Here is a 25002-nt window from a genome sequence, read left to right as displayed (position 1 = left end):
AATTTGGCATCAAAGCGCGTGACATGTGCAAGTTCTCCCAGAGTGTTCGAGGGTCAGAAGGCCGGCCGGGATTGTCCCGACCGGAGGAAACAAAGGGCCCGCAACTTGCGGGCGTCGCGGGGTGGCCTCATCGTGAGAGGCACTCCGCCATCCAGTCCGCCACCTGTGGGCGGTACTTGTAGGGGCGGTTGTTGACCACGTGGGTGCCGTCGGGAACCATCGTGAGCGTCACCGGACCGGAGGCCGCCTCGGCGAGCCTGCCGGCATGATCGGGCGGCAGGACACGGTCGAGCGCGCCGCCCACAACGTGGAGCGGGCAGGTAATGCGCGGGGCGGCCTCGGCAAGTGTCATGCGGGCCGCGACTTCGCGGGCCTCGTCCTCGGTCCCGGCATAGGCCCGGGCGGTGAAGGCGGCGCGCGTCAGCGGCGGCGCCCGGTCGAAGGCTTCGGCGAAATCGAAGGGCCCCGTCAGCGAGATGCAGGCGCGGATGCGCGTCTCGTAGGCGGCGGCGCGGGGCGCGGAATAGCCGCCGAGGCTGACGCCCCAGATGCCGATGCGTCCGGGGTCGAGATCGTCGCGGGTTTCGATCCAGTCGACCATGGCGGCAACGGGGCGTTCGAACTCCGGGCAGATCGGCAGATCGTATTCCGCCTCGCCCTGGCCCGGGCCGTCGACGGCCAGCGTCGCCATGCCACGATCGAGAAAGACCTGTTCGTTGGTGTGCATCTCTTCCTTGGCGCTGTCGAGCCCCATGATCATCAGAACGACCGGCGGCCGGGCGAAGCCGCGCGGGCGGCGCAGGATACCATAGAGCGTATGCGCCCCATAGGGGATCGCGACGCGTTCGCCGGGCGGGTCGAGATGGGGCAGGGCGGCCTGGCGCGCGGCGATGGCGCGGTCGTGCGCGGCCTTCATCTGGGCGCGGTCATGGACAAAGAGGAACTTGCCGAAATGGTGGCAGACGCTGGCCGTCGTCCAATGCTCGGCGGCGCTCAGGAAATGTCTGCCTGCCTCGGCCTCGCGGGCCAATGTCTCATGAACGTCGCCCCGGGCAACCCATGCGGCACGCCATTCATCCCAGCGGGTGATCGAGCCGGTGACATCCTGGAAATCGGCCAGGGGCACGCCGTTCGTCACGAACCGGTGCGACCAATGGGCGGCGGCCGAGGCCACGCGCGGGTCGATGTCTGTTTCGGTCTGGGCCGTCATCGGGGCAAGCGTCCTTGTCGGTAGGGTGTCCGGCCCCGAAACCACGGGGCCGGACGATCTGCATTACATGCTGGATTTCCACTCGGCCACTTCGGCCTCGATCTCGGCGCGATCGAAATCGTTCGCGGTGGCGAGGTAGTGGTCGTTCAGGATCTCGTCGGTCGGGAAGGTCGCGCCGAGCATGTCGACGGAGACCATTTCCTCGAGCACGCCTTCCCAGATCGGGTGACGCACATCGCCGAAGACTTCGCCGTCGGGCGTATGAAGCCCCTGGGCTGCCTGCAGGAAGATGGTTCCCAGTTCTTCGTTGATCCAGTTTTCGGGATCGGCCTCCATGACCATCATCTTGGTCGCTTCGAGGTCGACGAGGCCGGCATAGCCAGCCTTGGCCCAAGCCTTGAGGAAGCCCTGGATCACGTCTTCACGGTCGCTGCCGATGGAATCGGCGCGGATCGCAAAGTTGTTGGCGGGCATTTCCGACATCTCGGGCGGCAGAACGGAGCGGACGTCGATGCCCTGGCTCTTGATCGCGACGAAGTCGGAGATCGCACCGACAATGGCCGAGACCTGACCGTTGGCCAGCGAGTTGGCCAGAAGCGGCGCGCTTTCGCCCAGAACGGCGATCGTCACGTCATCGCCCGACAGGCCCGCATGGCCAAGCGCGGAGAGCAGGAGCCCCCGGTCGCTTTCGCCGACGATGCCGATGGTCGTGCCGGCGAGATCGGCCAGGCTTTGCGCCTCGGCATTGTCGAGCACGAAGATGCCTTCGACGGCGCCGTGCATCACCTCGTAGACCACGTCGAAGTCGAAGCCGCGCTCATGGGCGAGGATGACTTCGGACGGATCGAGCGAGGCGATATCCACCTGACCGTTTTCTAGGAACGCGGTCGACGGCAGGTCGCCGCCGTTGACCAGCTCGACCGAGACGCCTTCTTCTGCGAAGTAACCCAGCGCCTCGCCCACGATCAGCGGATACCAGGCGGTGTGGCGCGGCAGCGGCGTCAGCACGTTGATCTCTTCGAGATCCTGGGCAAAGGCCGGGGCCGCGGTCAGCGCGGTCGCGGCCAGCAGGGCTGCTGTTAGAGTTCTTTTCATGGTGTCTTTCCTCCCAAGAGAATGGATGCGAATTGCCTCATTCGGCAGGTTTGATGCCGGCCAGACCGGCGTTCTTCGCGCGCATCCGGCGCGAGATCTTGTTGACGAGATCGGAATGCCGCCAGAACACGATGTGACGGTCGGCAAAGGTCGCGACCCCGTAAAGAAACAGGCCCATCGCGGTCAGCATGATGAGACTGGCGAAGGCTTGCGGTAGCAGAAGCTGGAAGCTGAACCGCTGGATCAGCACACCGATACCTTCGGAGGCCGAGACGAACTCGCCCACGATGGCGCCGATCAGGGCCAGAGAGATACCCGTCTTGAAGCCTGCCATGATGACGGGCATCGCGCCCGGCAATTGCAGGTGGCGGAAGATCTGCCACTTGCTGGCGCGCATCGATTCGAACATCTCGAGGTTCTCGTGATCGACCTGCATCAGGCCGGTCAGCGCGTTGATGAACATCGGGAAGAAGCAGATGATGGCGGCGATCGCCATCTTGGGCTCCATCCCGAACCCGAGCCAGGCCACGATGATCGGGGCGATGGCAATCCGGGGCGTCACCTGCAGGGCCACCATGTAGGGCGAGACGAGCCTGCGGAACGTCATGTTGATGGCGGACAGGATCGCGATGCCCACGCCGAAGGTGGCGCCGATGGCAAAGCCCACCAGAACTTCGGTCAGCGTCGTGAAGAAGTGCGGCCAGATGATGCCGCGCACGATCGCCAGATCCCACCATGCGGCGACGACCGCGAAGGGCGAGGGCAGGATCAGGGCCGAAACCCAGTTGAACTGGACCGCCATTTCCCAGATCGTGATGAAGATGACGAAAACGAGGGTGTGCTGTGCCCAGGCCGGGAACTTCACACTGGCCGACGCACCGGTCGTCGCTCCAAAACCGTCAGTCGTGCTCATATCGTGCCTCCCAGGATGTCGCGGATCTCGAAGACGCGCTGGTTGAAATCGGGGTCCTTGGTCATTTCGATGTCACGCGGGCGGGGCAGGCCCACCTCCACGATCTGGGCAAGCCGGCCGGGGCGCGGCGTCATCACAAAGACCTTGTCGGCCAGGAAGACCGCTTCCTGGATGTTGTGCGTGACGAACAGGATCGTGGCCTTCACCTCGCGCTGGATGCGTAAGAGCTCCACGTTCAGCCGTTCGCGGGTGAATTCGTCCAGCGCGCCGAAGGGTTCGTCCAACAGAAGGATTTCCGCGCCCGTATTCAGCAGGCGCGCCAAGGCAACACGTTGCTGCATCCCGCCCGACAGCTGACCGGGGAACGAGAATTCAAAGCCTTCAAGCCCCACGAGGTGCAGCAGTTCGACCGCCTTTTCCTTGTGTTGTTTCGTGACCTGACCGGCCAGCGTCTTGGGCAGAAGGACGTTCTCCATCACCGATTTCCACGGCAGGAGCGTCGGCTTCTGGAACATCATGCCGATATCGGGGCGTGGCCCGGTGACCGGATCGCCCTTGACCGACAGAGACCCGCCCGTGGGCTTCAGCAGGCCCGCGACAAGCCGCAGAAGGGTGGATTTGCCGCAGCCCGACGGGCCGATGAGAGAGATGAAGTCGCCCTTTGAAATATTGAAACCGACCTCTTCAAGTGCGACGACCGAGCCTGCCGAAAAGATCATGCCGAGGTCTTCGGCGGAAATGATCGTCTCGGCGGTCGAGGTGGCGTTCTGCTGCGACGTCGTAATGTCCTGAACGGCGTGCATGTGGTCTCCTTTATGGATCAGGAACCTGTCCGGGCTGTCTTCAGCTCGGCCAGGTGCGGATACTTCTGGGTCAGCAGGGACCCGTGGTAATAGGTCTTGGCGTATTCCGGGCGGGCGCGGATCGCGTCGAACCAGGCGCCGATCTCGGGGTGGTCGTCCCACGCATCGCCAAGGTTGATGTCGTCCATCCGGACGATGATCGGCAGGATCGACAGATCCGCGAGGCTGATTTCCGGCCCCATGATCCATGGGCCCCCGGATGCGCGCAGCCAGCCCGCCATCCGTTCGACCCCGCGGCGGAGCCGGCCCATCGCCTCGTCCATATCGGCCTGCGGAAAGCCGGTGCGGCCCATCTTCATCAGGAATTCGCGGCGCAGGGGCTTGCTGTCGCACAGCGCCTGAAACTCGTCCTGGGTCATCGACTGGAAATGCGGCAGGAACGCGAGGTTGTAGGACGGGATCCGTATCGCGGGTGTCGGCACCTCGTCGATAAAGCGCATCATGGCGCGCATCTCGGCCGCGCGCACGGGGTCGGCGGGGCGCATCGGGGCCACGTCGCCGTGCGTATCCTCAAGGTATTCGAGGATCACGGCGCTGTCGATGATAGCGGCGCCATCGTCAACCAGCGAGGGCACCACGCCATTGGGGTTGATGGCGAGATACTCGGGCTTGAGCTGGTCGCCGGAGAACAGATCGAGCTTGTGTTCCTCGAACTCCAGCCCCTTGGCGTGAAGCGCGAAGCGCACCCGCTGCGAGCAGGTCGATTGTGGCGCGTTGTAGAGTGTCAGAGCCATATCAATCCCAGTTCAGAATGCGCGGAAGGCGGCGGTGCTTGGCCAACGTGCCGACCAGACCCAGCGGGAAGAACATCAGCGTCAGCGCCATGATCATGCCGGTCACGAGGATGTGGATCGTCGAGGAGCCGAGCGTGGCCACGAAGAATTCGTTGAAGGCCACGATCAGGACGGCACCCACCACCGGCCCCGCGATCGTGCCCTTGCCTCCGAGGATGCACATCAGCGCGGGCCAGACCGAGAAGTAGAGGATATGGATGAAGATGTTGGGCCGGACATAGGTCAGGTATTCGCCCCAGACCGCGCCGGCCGCACCAAAGAGAAAGGCCGACATCGCGAAGGCCAGAACCTTGTAGCGGCGGGTATCGATGCCCGCGCTTTCTGCCTTGACCTCATCCTTGGAGATCGCGCGCAGACCCAGCCCGAACTTGGAATGCCGTACCCGGTAGCTGGCCCAGACGCCAAAGACGGCCATGGCAAGGAAGGCATAGTAATAGGGCAGCTTGGCCCATTGCACCGACAGATCGTTGATTGGCAGCGACAGGCCCGCGGCCCCGCCGATGAACTGCCATTTCTCGAACAGGATGCGGAAGATCATCACGAGGGCCAGCGACGAGATGATGAAGGACGGGCCCCGCACGCGCAGGGTGATCAGGCCGATGAGGTAACCCAGCGCCGCGCAGACCAGCCCCGCCACCGGCGCCATGATGATCGTCGAGATCCCGAGCCGGGCGAAGATCATCCCCGCGAAATAGCCGCCCACCGCGAAAAAGACGCTGTGACCAAGGCTGATATAGCCGGTGTAGCCGCCAAGGATGTTCCAGCCCGCCGCCATCGTCACATACATCAGCGTGTAGAGCATCAGGTGGATGACGTAGTTGTAATTGCCCACGAATTGCAGCGCCGGCACCAGCATCAGAAGCGCCACGATCAGAAGCGGGAACCACGTCGCGCGCCGCGCGTCATGGGCCTGGGCCAGCGTGTCGTTATAGGCGCGCCGTGCGGCGAGTATTTCGTCGGTATTCTCGTATGTCTGTGCCATTACGCCAACTCCGGCTTTTCGCCGAACAGGCCCTGCGGACGCACAAGAAGTACGACGAAGAGCGCGACGAAGAAGGTGAGTGTCGACCAGGTCGCCCCGAAGAAGAAGCCGACATAGGCCGCGACGACCGAGAGCGTGTAGGCCGCAACGACGGTTCCGAGGATCGATCCCATGCCGCCCAGAACGACAAGCGACATCAGGATCGCGATCCACTCCCAATGCTTGGAGGGGTAGAAGGAGAAAACAAAGCTGACGAGCGCACCCGCAGCGCCGGCCAGTGCCAGGCCGATCGCAAACGAGACGAGCCCCACGAAGTTGACGTTCACGCCCAGAAGTTCAGCCGCTTCGCGGTTCTGGGTGGTGGCGCGGATCGCATAGCCGAAGCGGGTATATTTCAGCCAGAGCGCCAGCCCCGCGATCAGCACCAGCGAGACGATGCCCGCATAAAGCTGTCCCAGCGGGATGAAGATATCGGCGATGAAGATCGCGTCGGTCGCATAGGCGGGAGAGGTGACGCGCTGGGTGTTCGTGAAGGCCGTGGCCAGCGCCCCTTCAAAGACCATCGCGAAGGCAAAGGTCAGAAGGACGGTCATCTCGGAATACTTGGCCGAGCGCGCCTCGCGTTCGAAGACGAGCTTGTAGAGGATCACGCCGGTCGCGGCGAGGATCACCATCGCCACCGGCAGGATGATCAGCGGATCGATCCCGTAAAGGCGAAAGGCCCAGTAGGCCACGTAGGCCCCCAGCATGATCAGCGAAGGATGCGCAAGGTTCACGATGCGCATTACGCCGAACACAAGGCTGAGGCCCGCGCCCATCAGTGCATAGACACCGCCGAGGGCGAGGCCGAGGATCAGGATTTGAATGAGATCAGACATGTCAGGCCGCCTTCTGTCCGCCGAGATAAAGCTCCTGGATCCGGGGATCGGTCAGGACCTCTTTCGCGGGGCCTTCGAAAAGCGTGCGTCCCAGATCGAGAACGACACCCCAATCGGCGTGTTTCAGCCCCATCAGGGCATTCTGTTCGACCAGAAGAACGGTGATCCCGTCCTCGGTCATGACTTTCATGATGTCGAACACCTCTTGCACGATCTTGGGTGCGAGCCCGAGCGAGGGTTCGTCGAGCATGACGATCTCGGGGCGCAGGATCATCGTGCGCGCCATGGCCAGCGTCTGCTGCTGGCCGCCCGACATGGTGCCTGCGTGCTGATCGCGGCGCTCGCGCAGGATCGGGAAGCGTTCCTCGATCTCGTCGATGCGCTTTTCCAGCGTCGCCTTGTCGGTCATCGAAAAGCCCCCCATCCGGAGGTTTTCGCGCACCGTCATCTTGGGAAACAGCGCGCGCTCCTGCGGCACGAAGCAGATGCCTTCGCGCAGAACCTGATCGGGGCGTTTGCCCTTGAGGTTCTGGCCCTTGAACATGACCGAGCCCTGCCGGACCTTGAGCATCCCGCAGATCGCCTTGAGAAGCGTCGATTTGCCGGCGCCGTTGGGGCCGATGATGCAATGCACCTTGCCCGGCTGCACGTCGATCGAGGCGCCGTTGAGGATCGCGGGGCCATCGCCATAGCCCGCGACCACGTCCTTGACTTCGAGTAGCTTGGTCATGCCGCATCCTCCATCGCGCCGCCCAGATAGGCGTCGAGGACGGCGGGGTCCTTCTGGACTTCCTCTGGCGAGCCTTCTGCGATCACGGTGCCGGCGGCCATCACGACGACGCGCTGGCTCAGCCGCATGATCAGTTCCATGTTGTGCTCCACGATCAGGACGGTCATGCCCTGTTCGTTCAGCTTGCGGATGTGGCCGACGATTTCCTCGAGCAGGGTGGGGTTCACCCCGCCCGCCGGTTCGTCGAGAAGAATGATCTTGGGATCGCTCATCAGAAGAGCGGCAAGATCCATCAGCTTTTTCTGGCCATAGCTGAGGTTCGATCCGTCTTCGTAGGCGATGCGCGTGATGTTGAGAAAATCGAGGATGCCCATGGCTTTGTCGATTTCCTGCGGGCTCATCGCGGGTTTGAACAGGTCGCGCCACCCGTTGATGCGCGACTGGCAGATGACGTTTTCGAGAACCGTCATGTCGGCGAGGTTGCGCGAAATCTGGAACGTCCGGCTGAGGCCCTTGGCAGTAATCTTGTGCGGGCGCAGGCGGTCGATACGTTCACCGTCAAGCCAGACCTCGCCCTTGGTGGGCACCATCGTCCGGCTGATACAGTTGAACGCGGTCGTCTTGCCCGCGCCATTGGGGCCGATGAGGGCGGTGATGCTGCCCTTTTCGACCTTGAAGCTGCAATCCTCGACCGCATGAATGCCGCCGAAATACTTGCACAGATTCTTGACCTCTAGCATCGCACGCTCCTCTTGTTCGGATAAGGCGGTTGCCCGGGCAGGCAGGGTGCCCGCCCGGGTATCTTGCGTGGATCAGAAACCGTTCTTGGGGTGGTTGAGCGGCGAGGTTTCGAACTCGTCGGTCGGATAGACGAACTGCAGCTCGCCTCCGTTCCACTGGGCCATCAGGAAGGGCTTGCCCTCGGGAAGGCCCACATCGCTCCAGTTGAAGCGGCCGAGGATGGTGCGGACCGGATCGTCGGCCGTGCGGGCGGACAGCCAGTCGCCCATCGCGGCGTTGTCGGTCGAGCCTGCGCCGATGATGGCCTGCTCGATCCCTTGGCAGACGGCGAAGGGAATGGCCGAATCCTCGTCGGGTGCGGCGTTGTAGGCCGCCTGGAAGGCGTCGGCGAAGTCCTGGTTCGAGAATTCCTCACCTGCCAGAACACCCATGTAGGGCGCGGCCGGGTGCCACGAGGTGTGCATGAGGATTGCCTCGGATGCATCGCCCGTGCCTTCGTAGAATTCAGCCTGCGTGCCCTGGCTGTAGTAGACCATCTTGGGCTCGGCCCGGACGGTCTGAAGCGCGCGGGTGATCTGCACCGCCTCTTCGGCGGAGGCGGTCAGCGCGATGATCAGCTCGGCCTCGGAGCGCTTGATCGAGTTGGCGAGGTTGAGCCAGTCGTTGAAGCCTTCCTCGGGCCATTTCTCGGTATAGACGACCTCGATGCCGGCCTCGCTCAGATAGCCGGGGGCCATGTCCTGAACCACGGAGCCATCGGCCGGGTCCATGACCTGAAGACCCAGAAGACCGGCCTCGACGGCATTGGCGAAGAAGTCGTCGGCCACGACGACCGCGGCGGTCTTGGGGCGATCTTCTTCGGCGAGAAGATCATTGATCATGTCACGGACCGACGAGCCCACGTATTCCGCCGCGTTTGGCTGGAAATAGAAGATGTTCTCGTGGCCTTGGGTATAAATGCGCAGCGCGCCGCCGGCGGGCACGGGATGCACGAAGCCATTGCGCGCAAGGATATTCGCGACAGGGAACGTCAGGCGCGAGGAAAACGTGCCAAAGACCGCGTCGACGCCGTCGACGTTGATGAAACGTTCATACTGGTTGATCGCAGTTGCCGGGTCGGACCGGTTGTCGGAGACGATCAGTTCGACCTGCTCGCCCAGGATGCCGCCCCGCTCGTTGATCAGGTCAACGCAAAGCTGGTAGCCCTGATTGTGTTTTTCACCCGCGATGGAAAAGGCACCGGTCAGAGGCAGGGATGCCCCGATCTTGATCTCGGCCATCGCGCCCGTGGCGACCATCGCGCCCATGGCGGTGCCGGCCAGAAGTGTCTGAAGTTTCATGGTCTCTCTCCCTGGTTTGCCCGTGGGGCCGGATATGGCGCCGCCGGGAATGTGGCGCGCGCCCCGGCTCCTCTCCGGGGCGCGCGCCTGATCGTCATGCCCCTATTCTGCAGCCTCCGGCACTTCGAGGCCGGTGGGGTAGGGGCGCTCTTCGCTTTGCAGCGTGATCCCGGATTGTGCGGCCACGGTTTCCAGAAGCATCGCGAAATCCTTGGCAAGATAGCCTTCGGGATCGTCGGTCTGCTGGGCCGCGCCGATGTGCTGCTGAAGCGCCTCGCGGGTCGCGGCCGTCACCGGCATCGGCACCTCGAGGTTGCGCGCCGCGCCAAGACCCAGATCGAGGTCCTTGCGCAGAAGGTGCGGCGTGAAGGTCGTCGTCCAGTCGAGGTTCACAAGCGCGTTCGTCTTGTAGCGGGTGAAGATCGAACCCATCACGCTGTTGTTGATGAAGTCGAGGAAGGCCACCCGCGGCACGCCCGCCTTTTCGGCAAGGATCGTGATCTCGGCCAGGTTCTGGATGACGACACCCAGCATGACGTTATGCGCGATCTTGCAGAACCGGGCGAGTTCGCCCTCGCCAACATAGGCCACGCCCATTGGCGCCACGGTCTCGATGATTTCCTTGACCTTGGTGAAGGTCGCCTCGGGGCCTGACACGACCGAGGACAGCTTGCCCGATTTCACGCATTTGCCGTTGCCCGAGACGGGCGCGCACAGGAATTCCGAACCGCGCGCCGTGACGCGCTCGCGCAGGGCGGCGGATTCCTCGGTCGAGATCGACGACCAGTCGATCATGATGCCCGGCGATGCCTCGCCCGACAGAACGCCGTTCTCGCCGAAATAGACCTGTTCCACGTCCTTGCCGGTCGACACCATCGTGCAGAACACGTCCACGCCCGCCAGATCGGCCGGGCTGTCCACAAGCGTGGCGCCCTTCGCGGCCAGAGGCTCTGCCTTGGCCCGCGTGCGGTTCCAGATCTTTACCTCATAGCCAGCTTTCACCAACCGTTCGGCCATCGGATATCCCATCCGACCCATTCCGACCCAGCCAATCACGAGACCTGCCATTACTTTCGCTCCTCTTTTCGATACCGAATGCGCTCATATCTGCGCGGTTGCCTTACAAGACCTAGACGGTCGCCTGCTTGATCCAACGGAATTCCAGCCGGACCCCCGCATCCTTGATCAGATTGAGAACCGGGCAGCGTGCCTCGGTCTCTTCGGTGACGGCGCGGAAGGCCGCGTCGTCCTCGTCACTTGTCACCCAGGCCTCGACCCGCACGGTGCGGAAGTGCGGCACAACGCCCCGCACGCCGTTGCGGCCCCGGATGTCGATGGTGAACTCGGCCTCGAAGTCGATGCCATCGTAGGCGAAATCCATCTCGCGCGCGGTGCGCCCGAAGGTGACGGCCTCGCAGGCACAAAGCGCGCCCAGAACACCCTGAAGCGGTGTTGGCCCCTGATCGGTGCCGCCATGGGCCGAAGGCTCGTCGAAGGTAAAGGTATGGTCAGAGAACGAAACGGTCGTGGCCAGCCCGCCATCGCACCGTGCGCTCAGCTGCTTGCGACGGATCAGCGGCTTGTCGGCCGCCTCCTCGGCGGTCATCACGATATTGTCGGCCATCCCTCGTCTCCAACTGTCAGGGGCAGCGGCGGGCATACGGTTTGTCGGCCCGCGTCTCTGCAATCGGTTGCGAAGACCGTATGGAGACCCCTAGATGCCGTCAAGAAAAATGTGCAATCGTTTTCCGGGCGGTTCGTCTTTCACAAGGGCCGAAGCCAGTTTTTCGTCTTGAGGCCAAGGAGTTGATGTCATGATCAAATGCGATTCGGGGCGATTCCAGGCGCCTGCCCAAAGAGCGCTGCCCCGCGATTCGGAGCCGAATCCCAGCGCGGTCCGGAAATCGTTTGCGCTAACACAGCGGCAGGTGCCGGGTCTGCACGCCGATGCGCGGGGGACATGGCGATGATCGGGGGACTCGATCCTGTTGTGCTGCTGACGATTGCCGTGGCGCTTGGTCTGGGCGGGTTCGTCAAGGGGGCCACCGGCGCCGGCACGCCCTTGGTGGCGGTGCCCGTCATGGCGGCCTTCTTCGATGTGACGCTGGCCATTCTGGTGATGGTCGTGCCGAATTTCGTGATGAATGTCAGTCAGGTCTGGTCCTACCGCGCGGATATCAAGCCGCCGCGCATGGCGATCCTTTTGTCGATCGGATCGGTGCCGGGCATGTTCGTGGGCACCTACCTGCTGACCCGCGCCCCGGAGGAGGTTCTGTTCCTTGTGCTTGGCCTGCTGCTGGCGTTGTATATTCTCCTCCGCCTCGTCGATCCGAAATTCTCGATCTCGCAGCCAACGGCGCTCCGTCTCAGCCTGCCGGTCGGCATCATCGGGGGCGTGATGCAGGGGGCGGCGGGCACGTCGGGGCCGCTGGCGCTGTTGTTCCTGAGCACCCAGAACCTGGCCCGGCCGGTCTTTATCGGGACGATTTCTGCCTTCTTCCTTGCCAATTCGATGGTTCAGGCCCCCGCTTTGTGGTGGGAGGGGTTGCTGACGTGGCACTGGCTCTGGATCAGCACGCTGGCGCTTGTCCCGGTCTGGCTGTGCCTGCCGCTGGGCAACCGGGTCGGTAAGCGGCTGTCGCAGGAGGCGTTCAATCGCTGGGTGCTGATCCTACTTGCTGCACTGGCCGTGAGGCTCTTGTGGCGCGGGCTGGCCTGAGGGCCTCTAGCGCTGCTCGAGCGCGTTTTCCCATTCGCCCAGAAAGCTGCGCCGGTTCAGCGGGTCGAGATAGACCATCAGCGCGGGGCCAAGTCGGATCGGGCCAAAGCCCACCGCTTCGGTTCCGCCCGGCTGGTTGAGCGGGGGCAGCGGCCAGTCGCCGGGCTCGTCGCGCATGCCAAGGCTGGCCAGCATGTTGATCATGGCACCGGCGGCTTCGGTCTCCTGCGCGGTGGCGGGAATGATCGCGGTGCGCAGCATGACGTTGACGAAATCCTGCATGCCGATGATCTGCACCCGCCCCCCGGAATCGCGGGCCAGACGTTCGGCGGCATAGCTGCCCAGCACATTGTAGGCGAGCGCGAGACGGCCCGACGTCACGTCGTCGATCATCTGCCCCGAACAGCAGTAAAGCTGGGGGTCGAGACGGCCCATGACCTCGGAAAGGCGCCAATAGGCATCCGTCGATCGGGCCTCCTGCGTCGCGAAGAGATAGCCCAGACCGCTGTCGCGCACGTCATAGGTGCCGATCATTCCGGCAAAGCGGTCGGGGTGCTGCCGCAGGAGGGCCACGAGATCCTGTCGCGTGGCAGGAACGGGCAATCCCGAGAACCGTTCGGTCGACAGGACGACGACGGCGGGTTCGGCGGTGAAGGCGAAGATCAGGTCGCGCCAGCGGGCCCAGTCGGGCAGAGCCTGTGTCTGTTCGGAGCGGTGGCCGAGTGCAAATCCGTCGTTGGCCAGCTGGAACTGCAGGTCCATCGCCGACGAGAGCGCCAGATCGAATTCGGCCCCGTCGCGGATCGCGCGGTGCAGTTCGGCCGAAGAGACGACGGTGTAATCGACCGAGATCTCGGGGCGGCTGTCGTGAAACGCCATGAGGTAGGGTTCGAAGACATCGAGATCGGCGGTCGAGACGATCCGCAACACCCGCTCCGAGGTGCCCGGGATCACCTGCCGGTCCTCGATATCGAGGGCCCCGGCGCAGGTTCCGAGGATGATCAGGAACAGGGCAAGACAAGCGTGACGCATGTGCCGGTGCCTCCGTCTCGGTTCTTGAGGTCGAGCCGCCCGTCATGGGCCAGCAGCACGTCTTCGGCGATCGTCAGCCCGAGGCCCGAGCCGACGATGCCCTGTGTATCGTCGCCGCGCCTGAAACGTTCGGTCAGCGCCCCGAGCGGGCCATCGCCCAGCCCCGGGCCTTCGTCGGTGACGGTGATGTGCACCTGATCCTCCTTGGTGGTGACGCGGATCGACACCTCGGTCTCTTCGGGCGAATACTTGATCGCATTGTCGAGAACGTTGCGCAGGGCGTTGTCCAGAAGGACCGGGTCGCCCATGACGCGGGCGGGCGTGGCCGCCACGTCGAGGCGGATTTCCTTCATCGCGGCGGTGGGTTCGAGAGCGGCCGCCGTTTGCCCCACGAGTTCGGCCAGGTCGACGGGCGACAGGGCCAGATCGTCGGTGCGGTAGATCACCGTCGCGTGGTCCAGCAGCTGGCCCGCGGAGCGGGAGCTTTCGTCGACGGCGCGGATGATCTGGCGCAGGCGGCGTTTCTCGGTCTCGTCCCCCACGGAGCGCAGTGCGATCTCGGCCTGAGCGCGCACTGTGGCAAGGGGCGTTCGGATCCGGTGCGCCGCCTCGGCGATGAAATCTTCGGACCGGCGGATCGACTGGCCCAGCCGCCCCATCAGCCGGTTGAGAGAGAGCATCAGGGGGGCGAGTTCGGTGGGTGCATCGCGGCGGAGCGGACGCAGGTCCGACGGGCCCCGGCGCGAAACCGAGGCCGCGATTTCGTTGAGCGGACGAAGCGAGGTTCGCGCGGCGATCGCGGAAAACCCGACCGCCACGAGAAAGAACGCCACCGACAGGATCGCCGCCTGCCGCGACAGATCGGCCGAGATCGTGCTGACCCCGCTGCGGGTCTGGGCGACGGTCACGGTCACCGGGACGGGCTGACCGCCTGCCAGAACGAGCCGGGTGACCGAAGCCATGCGGATCGTCTCGTTGCTGTAGTCGCCTGTGTCGAAGACGACCTGTCCGATCCCGGGCGCCGCGCCGGTGGGCGAGGGCAGATCGTCATAGCCGGTCAGCACCCTGTCGCCGGCCGAGACGCGATAGAACACCCTGTCCTGACTGATCGCGCCCAGCATCGAGAAAGCCGAATAGGGCAGTTCCAGACGGACTTCGCCCTGTTCGCTGCGCAGCGTCTCGGCGATGGTGGTGGCCGAGGCGGCGAGCACGTTGTCTTGCGTTCGGGCGACGGCCTGCCGTGAGAGGCCCGTCACCATGCTCCAGCTCAGCACCGACAGAAGGGCCGCGACCAACGCCAGCAGGAGCGTCAGCCGACGCCCGATCGAACCTGTGCCCGTCACGGGGCGCGCGTCTCGATCCGGTAGCCCACACCGCGCACCGTTTCGATCCTCAGTCCCATGCCGTCGATCCTGCGGCGCAGCCGGCCCACATAGACCTCGATCGCGTTCTCGGTGACTTGGGCGTCATAGGAAAACAGCTGATCGAGAAGCTGGCTTTTCGACAGGATCTGCCCCTGATGCCGGGCAAAGACCTCGAGAAGCCGGATTTCGCGGTTGCGCAGCTCCAGCGTGGTGCCGTGATGGCTGAGCGTGCCGGCCAGCGGGTCGAAGACCGCCTCGCCCAGGTCGATCTCGTTGCGGGCCGATCCGCCGCGTCGGCGCAGCACGGCGCGGCAGCGGGCCTCGAGTTCCGAGAAATCGAACGGCTTGGTGATGTAGTCATCCGCCCCCTGATCGAGCGCGCCGACCCTGTCGGAGACTTGCGACCGTGCCGTCAGCACGATGACGGGGGTTTCGATCCGCGCGCGGCTTCGGGCCAGAAAGTCGCGCCCGTCCCCGTCGGGCAGCATGACGTCAAGCAGGATCAGGTCGTAGGAGGCGATCGATAGCCATTCCTCGGCCTCGGCCAGGCTGGCCGCATGATCGACAGCATGTCCGTCGAGGGCGAGCCGGTTCACCACCGCTTCTGACAGCTCGAGGTTGTCCTCGACCAGAAGATAGCGCACCCCCCGTCCTCCCCTGATTGCCCGCGTGTCAGGCTTCTGTCAGCTTCATGTGCTTGTCTCAGACCATGGGCGGCGGAGGGCCGCCTGTCAAATGGGAGGAAAAGCCATGAAAATGACCATGACCCGCCGGGTCGTGCTGGCCGCGGCTGCCGCGACGATCGCGCTTTCGGCCACGGCTCGCGCCGATGGCCATCAGGTTCTTGATCAACTTCACTTCGTCATTCCCGGCGGCGCCGGTGGCGGATGGGATGGCACCGCGCGCGGCACGGGCGAGGCGCTGACCAATTCGGGTCTTGTCGGATCTGCCAGCTATGAGAACATGTCCGGCGGCGGCGGCGGTGTCGCGATCGCGCACCTGATCGAGAATGCCGAAAGCCTCGACAACACGCTGATGGTAAACTCCACGCCGATCGTCATCCGGTCGCTGACGGGCGTGTTCCCGCAAAGCTTCCGCGATCTAACGCTGGTCGCCGGAACCATCGGCGATTATGCCGCGCTTGTCGTGCCGGCGGACAGTCCGATCGAGGACATGGCGGGACTTCTGGCCGCCTATGCCGATCAGGGCCCCGACTTCGCCGTGGGCGGCGGCTCCGTGCCAGGCGGGATGGACCACCTTGTTGCGGCGATGGTGATGCAGGCCGCTGGCGAGGACCCGACGGCGGTGAACTACATCCCCTATGACGCCGGTGGCGAAGCCATGGCGGGCCTTCTGTCGGGCGAGATCGACGCACTCTCGACAGGCTTCTCCGAAGCGATCGCGCTGGCCGATCAGGGTGAAGTCCGCATTCTCGGCGTGACCGCCGACGCGCGTGTGCCGGCCTATGACGCGGCACCGACCTTCATCGAGCAGGGCATCGACACGACCTTCGTGAACTGGCGCGGGTTCTTTGCTGCACCCGGCACATCCGACGAGCGTGTGGCGCAGTATATCTCGGCCTTTGAGGCGCTCTACGAGACCGACGCTTGGGAAGAGGTCCGCTCGCGCAATGGCTGGGTCAACATCTGGAACCCGGGCGACGATTTCCGCGCCTTCCTCGAGGCGCAGGAGCAGGAAATCGGCGATCTGATGCGGACGCTGGGCTTCCTCTGAGACCCGGCTTGGCGATCATGACATCTGCCTGGCGCGGCCCGCCCGCGCCAGGCCCGAAGCCCCCTCATGCAAGCCGCCCTGCGGGGCCGTTTTCATGAGACGGCAATTATCCAAGGGAGGGACTGGATATGGCGCTTGATCGCTGGATTGCGCTCGTTTTCATCGTGTTTTGCTGTGCTTACGGTTACCTGGCCTTCTTCACGATGGATGCGTCATTGCCCCCGTTCATGCAGCGCAACCCCGTCTGGCCGTCGACATTTCCCAAGATCCTCTCGGTGATGGGCGCGGTTGTCGGTCTGGTCGTGCTGCTGGGTCTGGAAAAGCCCAACAAGGATGCCGAACCCTCCGCTACCGAGATCAATTATCGCCGGCTGCATGAATACAAGCTGGGTCAGGCGGTGATGCTTCTGTCACTGATGGTGATCTACGCGCTGTCGCTGCGGCCAGTCGGTTTCCTGATGTCGACCACCGTCTTCCTCGTGATGAGCAGCGCGATCCTGGGCGAGCGGAAATGGCACATCATGATCCTCGTCTCGGTCCTTGCCACCGGCTTCGTCTGGTATCTGGTCCAGCAGGTTCTGGGCATCTTCCTGCGACCGTTTCCGTTCTTCATGGGGGTTTGAGACATGCTTGAAGGTATCATGATCGGCCTCGAGGCCGCGTTTTCCATCCAGAACCTTCTCATGGTCGTGGCGGGGTGCCTGATCGGCACCTTCATCGGCATGCTGCCGGGCCTCGGGCCGATGTCGATCATCGCGATCATGATCCCTGTCGCGATCACGCTGGGCGATCCGGCGGCGGCGCTGATCCTGCTGGCGGGTGTCTATTACGGGGCGATCTTCGGCGGATCGACCTCGTCGATCCTGCTGAACGCGCCGGGCGTGGCGGGCACCGTCGCCACCAGTTTCGACGGCTATCCGATGGCGCGGAAGGGGCAGGCCGGCAAGGCCCTGACGATCGCCGCTGTGGCCAGTTTCGCGGGCGGCACGATCGGCGCGATCCTTCTGATGATCTTTGCGCCGGCGTTGTCGTCGGTGGCGCTGTTGTTCCATTCGGCGGAATATTTCGCGCTGATGGTCGTGGGACTGTCGGCCATCGCGGCCTTTGCGGGAACGGGTCAGGTGGCCAAGGCCCTGATGATGACGATCCTGGGCCTGATCCTTGCCACCGTGGGCGAGGGCGCACTGTTCAGCATGCCGCGGTTCACGATGGGGCTGATGGACCTGCAATCGGGCATCTCGTTCATCACGCTGGCGATGGCGATGTTCGCGCTGCCCGAGGCGATCTTTCTAGTGCTGAACCCGCTGCGCGGATCGAATGGCGAGGGCGGATCGAACAAGATCACGGGCCTGCGGTTTTCCCGCGAAGAGGGCCGAGCGATTCTGCCGGTGATCGGCCGGCAATCGGTGCAGGGCTTCTTCATCGGGGTCCTGCCGGGCGCGGGCGCCACCATCGCCTCGTTCCTCGGCTACGCGGTGGAGCGCAACCTTGCCTCGGCCGAAGAACAGAAGGAGTTCGGCAAGGGATCGGTCAAGGGGCTGGCCGCGCCCGAGACGGCCAACAACGCCGCCTGCACCGGATCCTTCGTGCCGCTTCTGACGCTGGGGATTCCCGGCTCGGGCACCACGGCGATCCTGCTGGGTGCGCTGATCGCGCTGAACGTGACGCCGGGGCCACGCCTGATGACCGACACGCCCGAGATTTTCTGGGCGGTCATCATCTCGATGTTCATCGGCAATCTGGTGCTTCTGGTCCTGAACCTTCCTTTGATCCCCTATATCGCGAAAATTCTTTCTATTCCGCGCAATTACCTGATCCCCTTCATCCTCTTCTTCACGCTGATGGGGGCCTATATCGGGCAGAACAACGCGACCGAACTGCTGATGCTCGTGGGCCTGGGCGTGATGGCCACGATCTTCCGCTTTGCCGATTATCCGCTCGCGCCGCTTCTGATCGGGTTCATCCTGGGCACGATGCTTGAGAACAATTTCGCGCGGTCGATGCAGCTGTATCGGGGCTTCGATTTCATCATCGAACGGCCGATGACGATGGGACTTCTGGTTCTGGCGTTGTTCCTTGTCCTGTTGCCGAGCTACCGGGCGCGGCGGGCCCGCAAGCGCGCCGAGGGCGTGGCCGATGGCGACTGAGGCCGGGCGGCGGGACCCGTCCCGCCCCGCGCCGCTGGCCGGGGTGCGGGTGCTGGACCTGACGAACGTGCTGGCCGGGCCGTTTGCCTGCCATCAGCTGGCCCATCTGGGTGCCGAGGTGATCAAGATCGAGGCGGTGGGCCGGGGGGACCTGGCCCGCAACCTCGGCGCCGATCCCGACTTGTCGGCGCGGGGGATGGGGATCAGCTTTCTTGCACAGAACGCGGGGAAACGGTCGCTCACGCTGAACCTCAAGGACGCGCGCGGCAAAGAAATCCTGCGGCGGCTGGTGGCCGATGCGGATGTGCTGGTCGAGAATTTCCGCCCCGGCGTGATGGAGCGGCTGGGCCTTGGTCCCGATGCCCTGAGGGCCGGGAACCCGCGTCTGATCTATTGTGCGATCTCGGGCTTCGGGCAGGACGGGCCGCTGGCGGACCGCCCGGCCTATGACCAGATCGTGCAGGGACTTTCGGGCGTCATGTCGATCACCGGGGACGCCGACAGCGCACCCCTGCGGGTGGGCTATCCGCTGGCGGATACGGTGGGCGGGCTGACGGCGGCAATGACGATCTGCGCGGCACTGAACGCGCCGGAACGGGGCAGTGTGATCGACGTATCGATGCTGGATTCGGTTCTGGCGACGATGGGATGGGTCGTGTCGAACCACCTGATCGGCGGGGTCGCCCCGCAGCCCAATGGCAACGAGAACCCGACATCCGCCCCATCGGGGACGTTTCAATGCGCCGATGCGCCGATCAACATCTCGGCCAACAAGGATGACCAATGGGTGGCGCTGGCCCGCCATCTTGGACGCGACGATCTACTGGCAGATCCGGCCTATGCGACGCGGGAGGATCGCAAGGCGAACCGGCTGCGCCTGCGGGCCGAGCTGGAAACCGTGCTGACCACGGGCCGGGCCGAGGATTGGGCCCGCGCGCTCAACGCGATCGGCGTGCCTGCCGGGGCCGTCATGTCCGTGCCCGATATCCTTGCCCATCCGCAGGTGACCGGGCGCGATTTCATCGCCCGGTTCGAGGAGGTGCCCGGCGTGGGGCGTGAGATCGACGTGGTCCGGATGGGTGCGATGCTCGACGGGCAGCGGCCCTCGGTCGACGCGCCGCCGCCCGAGCTGGGGCAGGATACCGAAACGATCCTGGGTGATCTTGGCTTCGACGCCGCCGAGATCGCCGATTTGCGCAGGGAGGGCGTGGTATGACCGATGGCAACGATGTCGCGGATTGGTGGCGCACCTCGATCATCGACATGGAGCCGGGGCGGATCGCGTTGCGTGGACATCCAATCGAGGACCTGATCGGGACCATCGGATTTGCCCCGATGATCTGGCTCATGGTCACGGGCGAGGAGATTGACGGCCCGCGGGCGCGCCTGTTCGAGGCGGCGCTTGTCGCGGCAGTCGATCATGGTCCGCAGGCGCCGTCGATCGCGGCGGCCCGGATGGCGGCCACCTGCGGTGTCGGCCTGCAATCTGCGATGGCAACGGGGCTGAACATGCTGGGCGACGTCCACGGTGGCGCAGGCGAGCAGGCGGTGGCGCTCTACCACGCGGTGCGGCAGGGGCGTGAGCAGGGCCTGAAGCCGGTGCTGGACGCGTGGCGGGCCGCGCACGGCCGGTTCCTGCCGGGTTTCGGGCACAGGTTCCACAAGCCCGTCGACCCCCGCGCCCCGCGCCTTTTGGCGCTGGTCGACGAGGCCGCGGCAGAGGGCGCCGTCTCGGGGGAGTTCGCGGGGATCGGCCGCGCGATCGAGGCGCATCTGGCCATGGAGCGGGGCAAGCCCGTCCCGATGAACATCGACGGTGCAACGGCGGTCATCTATGCCGAACTGGGCTGCGCCGCGCCGCTGGCGCGCGGGTTTTTCGGCCTGTCGCGGTCGGTGGGCATCCTCGCCCATGCCTGGGAACAGATGCAGCAGGGGGGGCGCAACAAGGGGCCGACACCGCCGGCCTATCGCTGGACCTATGACGGCGATTGAGCGCCCTATGGCGAAGCGGGGTTTGATTTTCCACAAAACCCATTTACTCCGTCCGAGGCCAGCCGCCGCAGTCTAGACCCGGGCAATGCGATGCGCGTCGCGCATGCGGCAGGCATGGATGACACGGAACTGAGGACATACCATGACTGATCGCTCGGGCGAACGACTTAACATCGCGGTGGCTGGGCTGGGATATGTCGGCCTGTCGAACGCCGTCCTGCTGGCACAGAACCATACGGTGACCGCGGTCGATGTGGCAGAAGAGCGTGTCGCGATGGTCAATGCCGGTCGGTGCCCGATCGTTGACGACGATCTTGCCGAATTCCTGTCCAGCCGCGATCTGGGGCTTCGGGCGACAACGGCGCCGCAGGAGGCCTATGCCGGCGCGGATTTCGTGATCGTCGCGACGCCCACGAATTATGACCCGGATGCGAATTTCTTCGACACCTCCTCGGTCGAAACGGTGATCGATCAGGTTCTGGCGGTCAACGAGACGGCCGTCATCGTCATCAAGTCCACGATCCCCGTGGGCTTTGTCGAGGGGCAGCGCGCGCGCACCGGAACCGACCGTATCATCTTCAGCCCGGAATTCCTGCGTGAGGGACGGGCCCTGCACGACAACCTGCATCCCTCGCGGATCATTGTGGGCGAGAGGTCGGATCGGGCACGGCAATTCGCCGATCTGTTGATCGAAGGGGCAGAGATCGACGACGTGCCCGTCCTGTTCGCCGATCCCAACGAGGCCGAGGCGATCAAGCTGTTTGCCAACACGTTCCTCGCGATGCGGGTTGCGTTCTTCAACGAGCTGGACAGCTATGCCCTGGCCGGCGGGATGGATACGCGTCAGATCATCGACGGGGTCTGCCTCGATCCTCGGATCGGGGCGCATTACAACAACCCCTCGTTCGGATACGGCGGCTATTGCCTGCCCAAGGACACCAAGCAGCTTCTGGCGAATTACGATCAGGTCCCGCAGAACCTGATCCGCGCGATCGTGGACGCCAATCGCACGCGCAAGGATTTCCTCGCCGATCGCATCATGATGGCCAAACCCAAGGTGGTGGGCATCTACCGGCTGGTCATGAAGGCCGGAAGCGACAATTTCCGCCAGAGCTCGGTTCAGGGGATCATGAAACGGATCAAGGCCAAGGGGATCGAGGTGATCGTTTATGAGCCCACGATGGAGGAGCCTGAGTTCTTCCGGTCGCGGGTGGTCACCGATCTGGAGGCCTTCAAGGCCGAGGCCGACCTGATCGTCGCCAACAGGCTGACGCAGGACATCATCGACGTGAAGGACAGGGTGTTTACCCGCGACCTGTTCGGGTCGGACTGACCCGTCGGGCCGGGGCGGGACGCGGCCGAGGAACAAGATGCCGGAGGGGCAGGAATGACCGAGGTTTTCATCTGCGATTATGTCCGGACCCCGATCGGTCGGTTCGGTGGGGCGCTGGCCCATGTCCGGGCCGACGATCTGGGGGCGGTGCCGATAAGGGCGCTGATGGCGCGCAACGGCGGACTTGATCCGGCGGCGATCGACGAGGTCATCTTTGGCTGCGCCAATCAGGCGGGCGAGGACAATCGCAATGTGGCGCGGATGTGCGCGCTGCTTGCGGGGTTGCCCGAGACGGTGCCGGGCACCACGATGAACCGCCTGTGCGGATCGGGCATGGATGCGATCATCACAAGTGCCCGGGCGATCCGGGCGGGGGAGGCCGATCTGATCGTCGCGGGCGGGGTCGAAAGCATGAGCCGTGCCCCTTTTGTCATGCCCAAGGCCACGAGCGCCTTTTCACGGGCAAACGAGGTCCATGACACGACCATCGGCTGGCGCTTCGTCAATCCGCTGATGAAGGCGCAATACGGCATCGACAGCATGCCCGAGACGGCCGAGAACGTGGCCGAAGAGTTCGGCGTGAACCGGGCCGATCAGGATGCTTTTGCCCTGAGATCGCAGCACAAGGCAGGGGCTGCGCAGGGCAACGGCAGGTTCGCGCGTGAGATCACGCACGTCACCATCCCGCAGCGCCGCGGTGCGCCTTTGGTCGTCGACACCGACGAGCATCCGCGCCCGCAGACCACGGCCGATGATCTGGCGAAGCTGCGGGGTTTCGTGAAGGAGGGTGGCACGATCACCGCCGGCAATGCCTCGGGCGTCAATGACGGGGCGGCGGCGCTTATCCTCGCCTCTGCGGAGGCGGCAAAAGCCCATGGCCTGACGCCACTGGCCCGCGTTCTCGGCGGCGCCACGGCCGGTGTCGCGCCGCGGATCATGGGGATCGGGCCTGCGCCAGCCTCGCAAAAGCTGATGGCGCGGCTTGGGCTGAAGATCGACCATTTCGCCGTGATCGAGTTGAACGAGGCATTCGCGGCCCAGGGCCTGGCGACGCTTCGGCTGCTTGGGGTCGCGGATGACGATCCACGGGTCAACCGCAACGGCGGCGCGATTGCGCTGGGCCATCCGCTGGGTATGTCGGGCGCGCGGATCACCGGGGCCGCGGCTCTGGACCTCGGACCCGGCGAAAAGGCGCTGGCCATGATGTGCATCGGGGTCGGGCAGGGCATCGCCATCGCGATCGAGAGCGCGGCCTGACCCGGCCGGTCACGCCTTGCGGGGCTTTGCCTTGCGCTTGACGGGTGCGGGCCGGACGTGGCGTTCGATCTCTTCATAGAGGATGGCGGCGATATCCTTTTTCGTCGCGGCCTCGACCCCTTCGAAGCCCGGCGAGGAATTCACCTCGAGCACCTTTGGGCCGCTTTCCGAGCGCAAGAGATCGACGCCCGCGAGGTTGAGTTTGAACGCGCGGGCGGCCCGAAGTGCGGCGTCGCGCTCGGCCTTGGTGATGCGCACCGATTTCGCGGTTCCGCCGCGATGCAGGTTCGAGCGGAATTCGCCCGGCTCGGCGGTGCGTTTCATGGAGGCCACGACCTTTTTGCCGATCACGAGGCAGCGAATATCCTCGCCCGCGGCCTCCTTGACGAAATCCTGCACGAGGAAGTTGGCTTTCAGGCCCCGGAACGCGTCGATCACGGATTGAGCGGCCTTCTTGGTCTCGGCCAGAACCACGCCTTTGCCTTGGGTCGATTCCAGCAGCTTGACGATGAGGGGGGCGGTGCCCACCAGATCAATCAGGTTGTCGGTGTCTTTCGGTGAATTGGCGAAGGCCGTGGTGGGCATCCCGATCCTGTGGCGGGCAAGGATCTGGTGGGCATAGAGCTTGTCGCGGCTTGCGGTGATGCCATCCGATCCGTTGACGCAATAGGTGCCGATGGTTTCGAACTGGCGGATCACGGCGGTTCCATAGGGCGTGACCGAGGCCCCGATGCGCGGGATGACGGCATCGAAGCGGGGCAGGCGGACGCCGTCATAATAGATCTCGGGAGAGCTGGCATTGATCGCCATGTAGCAGCGGGTCGTGTCGATCACCTCGACCACGTGGCCGCGTTCCTCGCCCGCGGCGACGAGGCGCGAGGTGGAGTAGTTCTTGGCTTCGCGCGACAGCACGGCCACCCGCAGCGCGCGGCGGGGTGCCTCCGCGTGCAGCTTCGCGGTCGAGCTGTAGATGTCGTAGTTCAGCTCGGGCTGACAGAAGCTGTCGGCGGGCGAGACGATGACGTGATCGCCAAGCGCCTGCCGCCCCAGCAGCATCCGGTAGGCCATAGTTCCGCGATCGGTCAGCGTCACCTCGATTGGCCAGGAATGTTCCCCCATGTTCGCGGTCGTGCGGATGACATAGCGCAATTCCGCCTCGCCGTTCGACGAGGTGACCTCGCGCCTGTCGAGCAATTCGGCCGAGCAGGGGATCGACAGATCATCGCGCCCGGGGATCGGATGGATCGCGAAGCGCACCTTGGGGCGGCTTGCAGGGCCGAAGGGTTCGATGTCGAAGGCATGAAGCGACGAGGTCTTTGCACCGGTGTCGATCTTGGCCTTGAGCGCGGGCAGGCCCAGATCGGGCAGCCCCAGCCATTCTTCCCATCCGACGCGAAAGGGTTCTTTTTCGGTCATGCAAGCCTTCTTTCAGTTCCCAGAGAATTCGCCCGAGCCTAACGACCCTGCCTTCGAACCTGAACCCCGGTACGCGAAACTGTCGTGACACGCCGCGACGCAGGGGCGCGGATTTTCGGATCGTGACGCATCGATTGACTGAGGGAGGGCCGAGGTCCGAAGCCAGTCGTCGAGTTCCATGGTCTAGTCAAGAGGGGCCGAGACCCGGACACGCGCGGGCCCGGTCTTGTCATGGATGGGGCAGGTTGCCGGATCGCAAAACGGCCGAGCCACATTGGCAGGCGGGCGGGGCCGGCGACGATGCCGCCCGGCGAGCCGGCGCCCGGTGGCTGCGACATCACAGGCGGGCGGCGGTGTCGGTGGTGATCTGGTCCCGGTCCCTGTCGTGCAACGTCGCTTCATGCTTGCAACCGGTCCACCTGCCCCCTAGAAGAGCGGCTGATTTCGATATGCCACGCCCGG

General features: G+C 64.5%; 24 protein-coding genes. 8 read left to right on the top strand and 16 right to left on the bottom strand.

Translation table 11 applies throughout. The annotated features are described in order from the left end of the window. Positions 1–127: 127 nt before the first annotated feature. The 12 genes from EP376_RS19475 to EP376_RS19420 form a co-directional block, all read right to left on the bottom strand. The gene (locus EP376_RS19475) at positions 128–1210 is read right to left on the bottom strand and encodes an alpha/beta hydrolase family protein (RefSeq protein WP_127657305.1); all 1083 of its coding nucleotides are present in this window, start codon (positions 1208–1210) and stop codon (positions 128–130) included. A gap of 63 nt (positions 1211–1273) precedes the next feature. Continuing rightward, positions 1274–2305: an ABC transporter substrate-binding protein gene (locus tag EP376_RS19470; protein WP_127657304.1), complete on the bottom strand. Its 1032-nt coding sequence runs from the start codon at positions 2303–2305 to the stop codon at positions 1274–1276. Between the two features lie 37 nt (positions 2306–2342). Beyond that, positions 2343–3218, bottom strand: a complete 876-nt coding sequence (locus EP376_RS19465) for an ABC transporter permease (protein WP_127657303.1) — start codon at positions 3216–3218, stop codon at positions 2343–2345. Further along, positions 3215–4021, bottom strand: coding sequence for an ABC transporter ATP-binding protein (locus EP376_RS19460; RefSeq protein ID WP_127657302.1), 807 nt, complete (start codon positions 4019–4021; stop codon positions 3215–3217). Before EP376_RS19460 ends, EP376_RS19465 begins: the two co-directional genes overlap by 4 nt. A 17-nt stretch (positions 4022–4038) precedes the next feature. Beyond that, positions 4039–4815, bottom strand: a complete 777-nt coding sequence (locus EP376_RS19455) for a glutathione S-transferase family protein (RefSeq protein WP_127657301.1) — start codon at positions 4813–4815, stop codon at positions 4039–4041. A 1-nt stretch (position 4816) separates the two neighbouring features. Then, the gene (locus tag EP376_RS19450; protein WP_127657300.1) at positions 4817–5857 is read right to left on the bottom strand and encodes a branched-chain amino acid ABC transporter permease; all 1041 of its coding nucleotides are present in this window, start codon (positions 5855–5857) and stop codon (positions 4817–4819) included. Continuing rightward, the gene (locus EP376_RS19445) at positions 5857–6735 is read right to left on the bottom strand and encodes a branched-chain amino acid ABC transporter permease (protein ID WP_127657299.1); all 879 of its coding nucleotides are present in this window, start codon (positions 6733–6735) and stop codon (positions 5857–5859) included. Before EP376_RS19445 ends, EP376_RS19450 begins: the two co-directional genes overlap by 1 nt. A 1-nt stretch (position 6736) precedes the next feature. After that, complete coding sequence (locus EP376_RS19440) at positions 6737–7465, bottom strand: ABC transporter ATP-binding protein (RefSeq protein ID WP_127657298.1); 729 nt, start codon at positions 7463–7465, stop codon at positions 6737–6739. After that, positions 7462–8205: an ABC transporter ATP-binding protein gene (locus EP376_RS19435; protein ID WP_127657297.1), complete on the bottom strand. Its 744-nt coding sequence runs from the start codon at positions 8203–8205 to the stop codon at positions 7462–7464. Before EP376_RS19435 ends, EP376_RS19440 begins: the two co-directional genes overlap by 4 nt. Positions 8206–8277: 72 nt before the next feature. Continuing rightward, positions 8278–9546: an amino acid ABC transporter substrate-binding protein gene (locus tag EP376_RS19430; RefSeq protein ID WP_127657296.1), complete on the bottom strand. Its 1269-nt coding sequence runs from the start codon at positions 9544–9546 to the stop codon at positions 8278–8280. 102 nt (positions 9547–9648) lie between these two features. Then, complete coding sequence (locus tag EP376_RS19425) at positions 9649–10614, bottom strand: NAD(P)-dependent oxidoreductase (protein ID WP_127657295.1); 966 nt, start codon at positions 10612–10614, stop codon at positions 9649–9651. 61 nt (positions 10615–10675) lie between these two features. Beyond that, positions 10676–11170 (bottom strand): OsmC family protein, encoded by a 495-nt coding sequence (locus EP376_RS19420; protein ID WP_164745002.1) that lies wholly within the window; start codon positions 11168–11170, stop codon positions 10676–10678. Positions 11171–11512: 342 nt separating this feature from the next. Between EP376_RS19420 and EP376_RS19415 the strand changes: the two genes are divergently transcribed. Beyond that, the gene (locus tag EP376_RS19415) at positions 11513–12265 is read left to right on the top strand and encodes a sulfite exporter TauE/SafE family protein (RefSeq protein WP_164745001.1); all 753 of its coding nucleotides are present in this window, start codon (positions 11513–11515) and stop codon (positions 12263–12265) included. 6 nt (positions 12266–12271) lie between these two features. On the opposite strand, the gene EP376_RS19410 is transcribed toward EP376_RS19415, so the two are convergent. From EP376_RS19410 to EP376_RS19400, 3 genes are read right to left on the bottom strand one after another with little or no spacing between them, the layout of a single operon-like run. Further along, a complete protein-coding gene (locus tag EP376_RS19410) occupies positions 12272–13297 on the bottom strand; it encodes a type 2 periplasmic-binding domain-containing protein (RefSeq protein ID WP_127657292.1) in 1026 nt (341 codons plus the stop codon). Then, positions 13267–14640: a sensor histidine kinase gene (locus EP376_RS19405; protein WP_127657291.1), complete on the bottom strand. Its 1374-nt coding sequence runs from the start codon at positions 14638–14640 to the stop codon at positions 13267–13269. The genes EP376_RS19410 and EP376_RS19405 overlap by 31 nt, the downstream gene beginning before the upstream one ends. Then, positions 14637–15305 carry a response regulator transcription factor gene (locus EP376_RS19400; protein WP_127657290.1) on the bottom strand — a complete coding sequence of 223 codons (669 nt, stop codon included), beginning with the start codon at positions 15303–15305 and terminating at the stop codon, positions 14637–14639. Before EP376_RS19400 ends, EP376_RS19405 begins: the two co-directional genes overlap by 4 nt. 106 nt (positions 15306–15411) lie before the next feature. On the opposite strand from EP376_RS19400, the gene EP376_RS19395 reads away from it, so the two are divergent. The 7 genes from EP376_RS19395 to pcaF all read left to right on the top strand — a co-directional run bounded on the left by EP376_RS19395 (position 15412) and on the right by pcaF (position 23124). Then, entirely contained in the window at positions 15412–16395 is a 984-nt protein-coding gene (locus tag EP376_RS19395) for a tripartite tricarboxylate transporter substrate binding protein (RefSeq protein ID WP_127657289.1), read from the top strand. 128 nt (positions 16396–16523) lie between these two features. After that, on the top strand, positions 16524–17018 hold the full coding sequence (locus EP376_RS19390; protein WP_127657288.1) for a tripartite tricarboxylate transporter TctB family protein: 495 nt from the start codon (positions 16524–16526) through the stop codon (positions 17016–17018). Positions 17019–17021: 3 nt separating this feature from the next. Further along, positions 17022–18542 (top strand): tripartite tricarboxylate transporter permease, encoded by a 1521-nt coding sequence (locus tag EP376_RS19385; protein ID WP_127657287.1) that lies wholly within the window; start codon positions 17022–17024, stop codon positions 18540–18542. Beyond that, the gene (locus EP376_RS19380; RefSeq protein WP_127657286.1) at positions 18532–19758 is read left to right on the top strand and encodes a CaiB/BaiF CoA transferase family protein; all 1227 of its coding nucleotides are present in this window, start codon (positions 18532–18534) and stop codon (positions 19756–19758) included. Before EP376_RS19385 ends, EP376_RS19380 begins: the two co-directional genes overlap by 11 nt. Further along, positions 19755–20534 (top strand): citryl-CoA lyase, encoded by a 780-nt coding sequence (locus EP376_RS19375; protein ID WP_127657285.1) that lies wholly within the window; start codon positions 19755–19757, stop codon positions 20532–20534. The genes EP376_RS19380 and EP376_RS19375 overlap by 4 nt, the downstream gene beginning before the upstream one ends. A 142-nt stretch (positions 20535–20676) precedes the next feature. Then, complete coding sequence (locus EP376_RS19370; RefSeq protein ID WP_127657284.1) at positions 20677–21867, top strand: nucleotide sugar dehydrogenase; 1191 nt, start codon at positions 20677–20679, stop codon at positions 21865–21867. Positions 21868–21921: 54 nt separating this feature from the next. Beyond that, on the top strand, positions 21922–23124 hold the full coding sequence (pcaF, locus tag EP376_RS19365) for a 3-oxoadipyl-CoA thiolase (RefSeq protein WP_127657283.1): 1203 nt from the start codon (positions 21922–21924) through the stop codon (positions 23122–23124). A 9-nt stretch (positions 23125–23133) separates the two neighbouring features. Here the strand turns inward: pcaF and rimK are convergent, their stop codons facing one another. After that, the gene (gene rimK, locus EP376_RS19360) at positions 23134–24540 is read right to left on the bottom strand and encodes a 30S ribosomal protein S6--L-glutamate ligase (RefSeq protein ID WP_127657282.1); all 1407 of its coding nucleotides are present in this window, start codon (positions 24538–24540) and stop codon (positions 23134–23136) included. Positions 24541–25002: the final 462 nt, after the last annotated feature.

The organism is Alexandriicola marinus (genome assembly GCF_004000435.1).
Classification (GTDB): Bacteria; Pseudomonadota; Alphaproteobacteria; order Rhodobacterales; family Rhodobacteraceae; genus Alexandriicola; species Alexandriicola marinus.
Note: the sequence above shows the minus strand (reverse complement) of the source record. Positions and strands in the feature narration are given on the sequence as shown.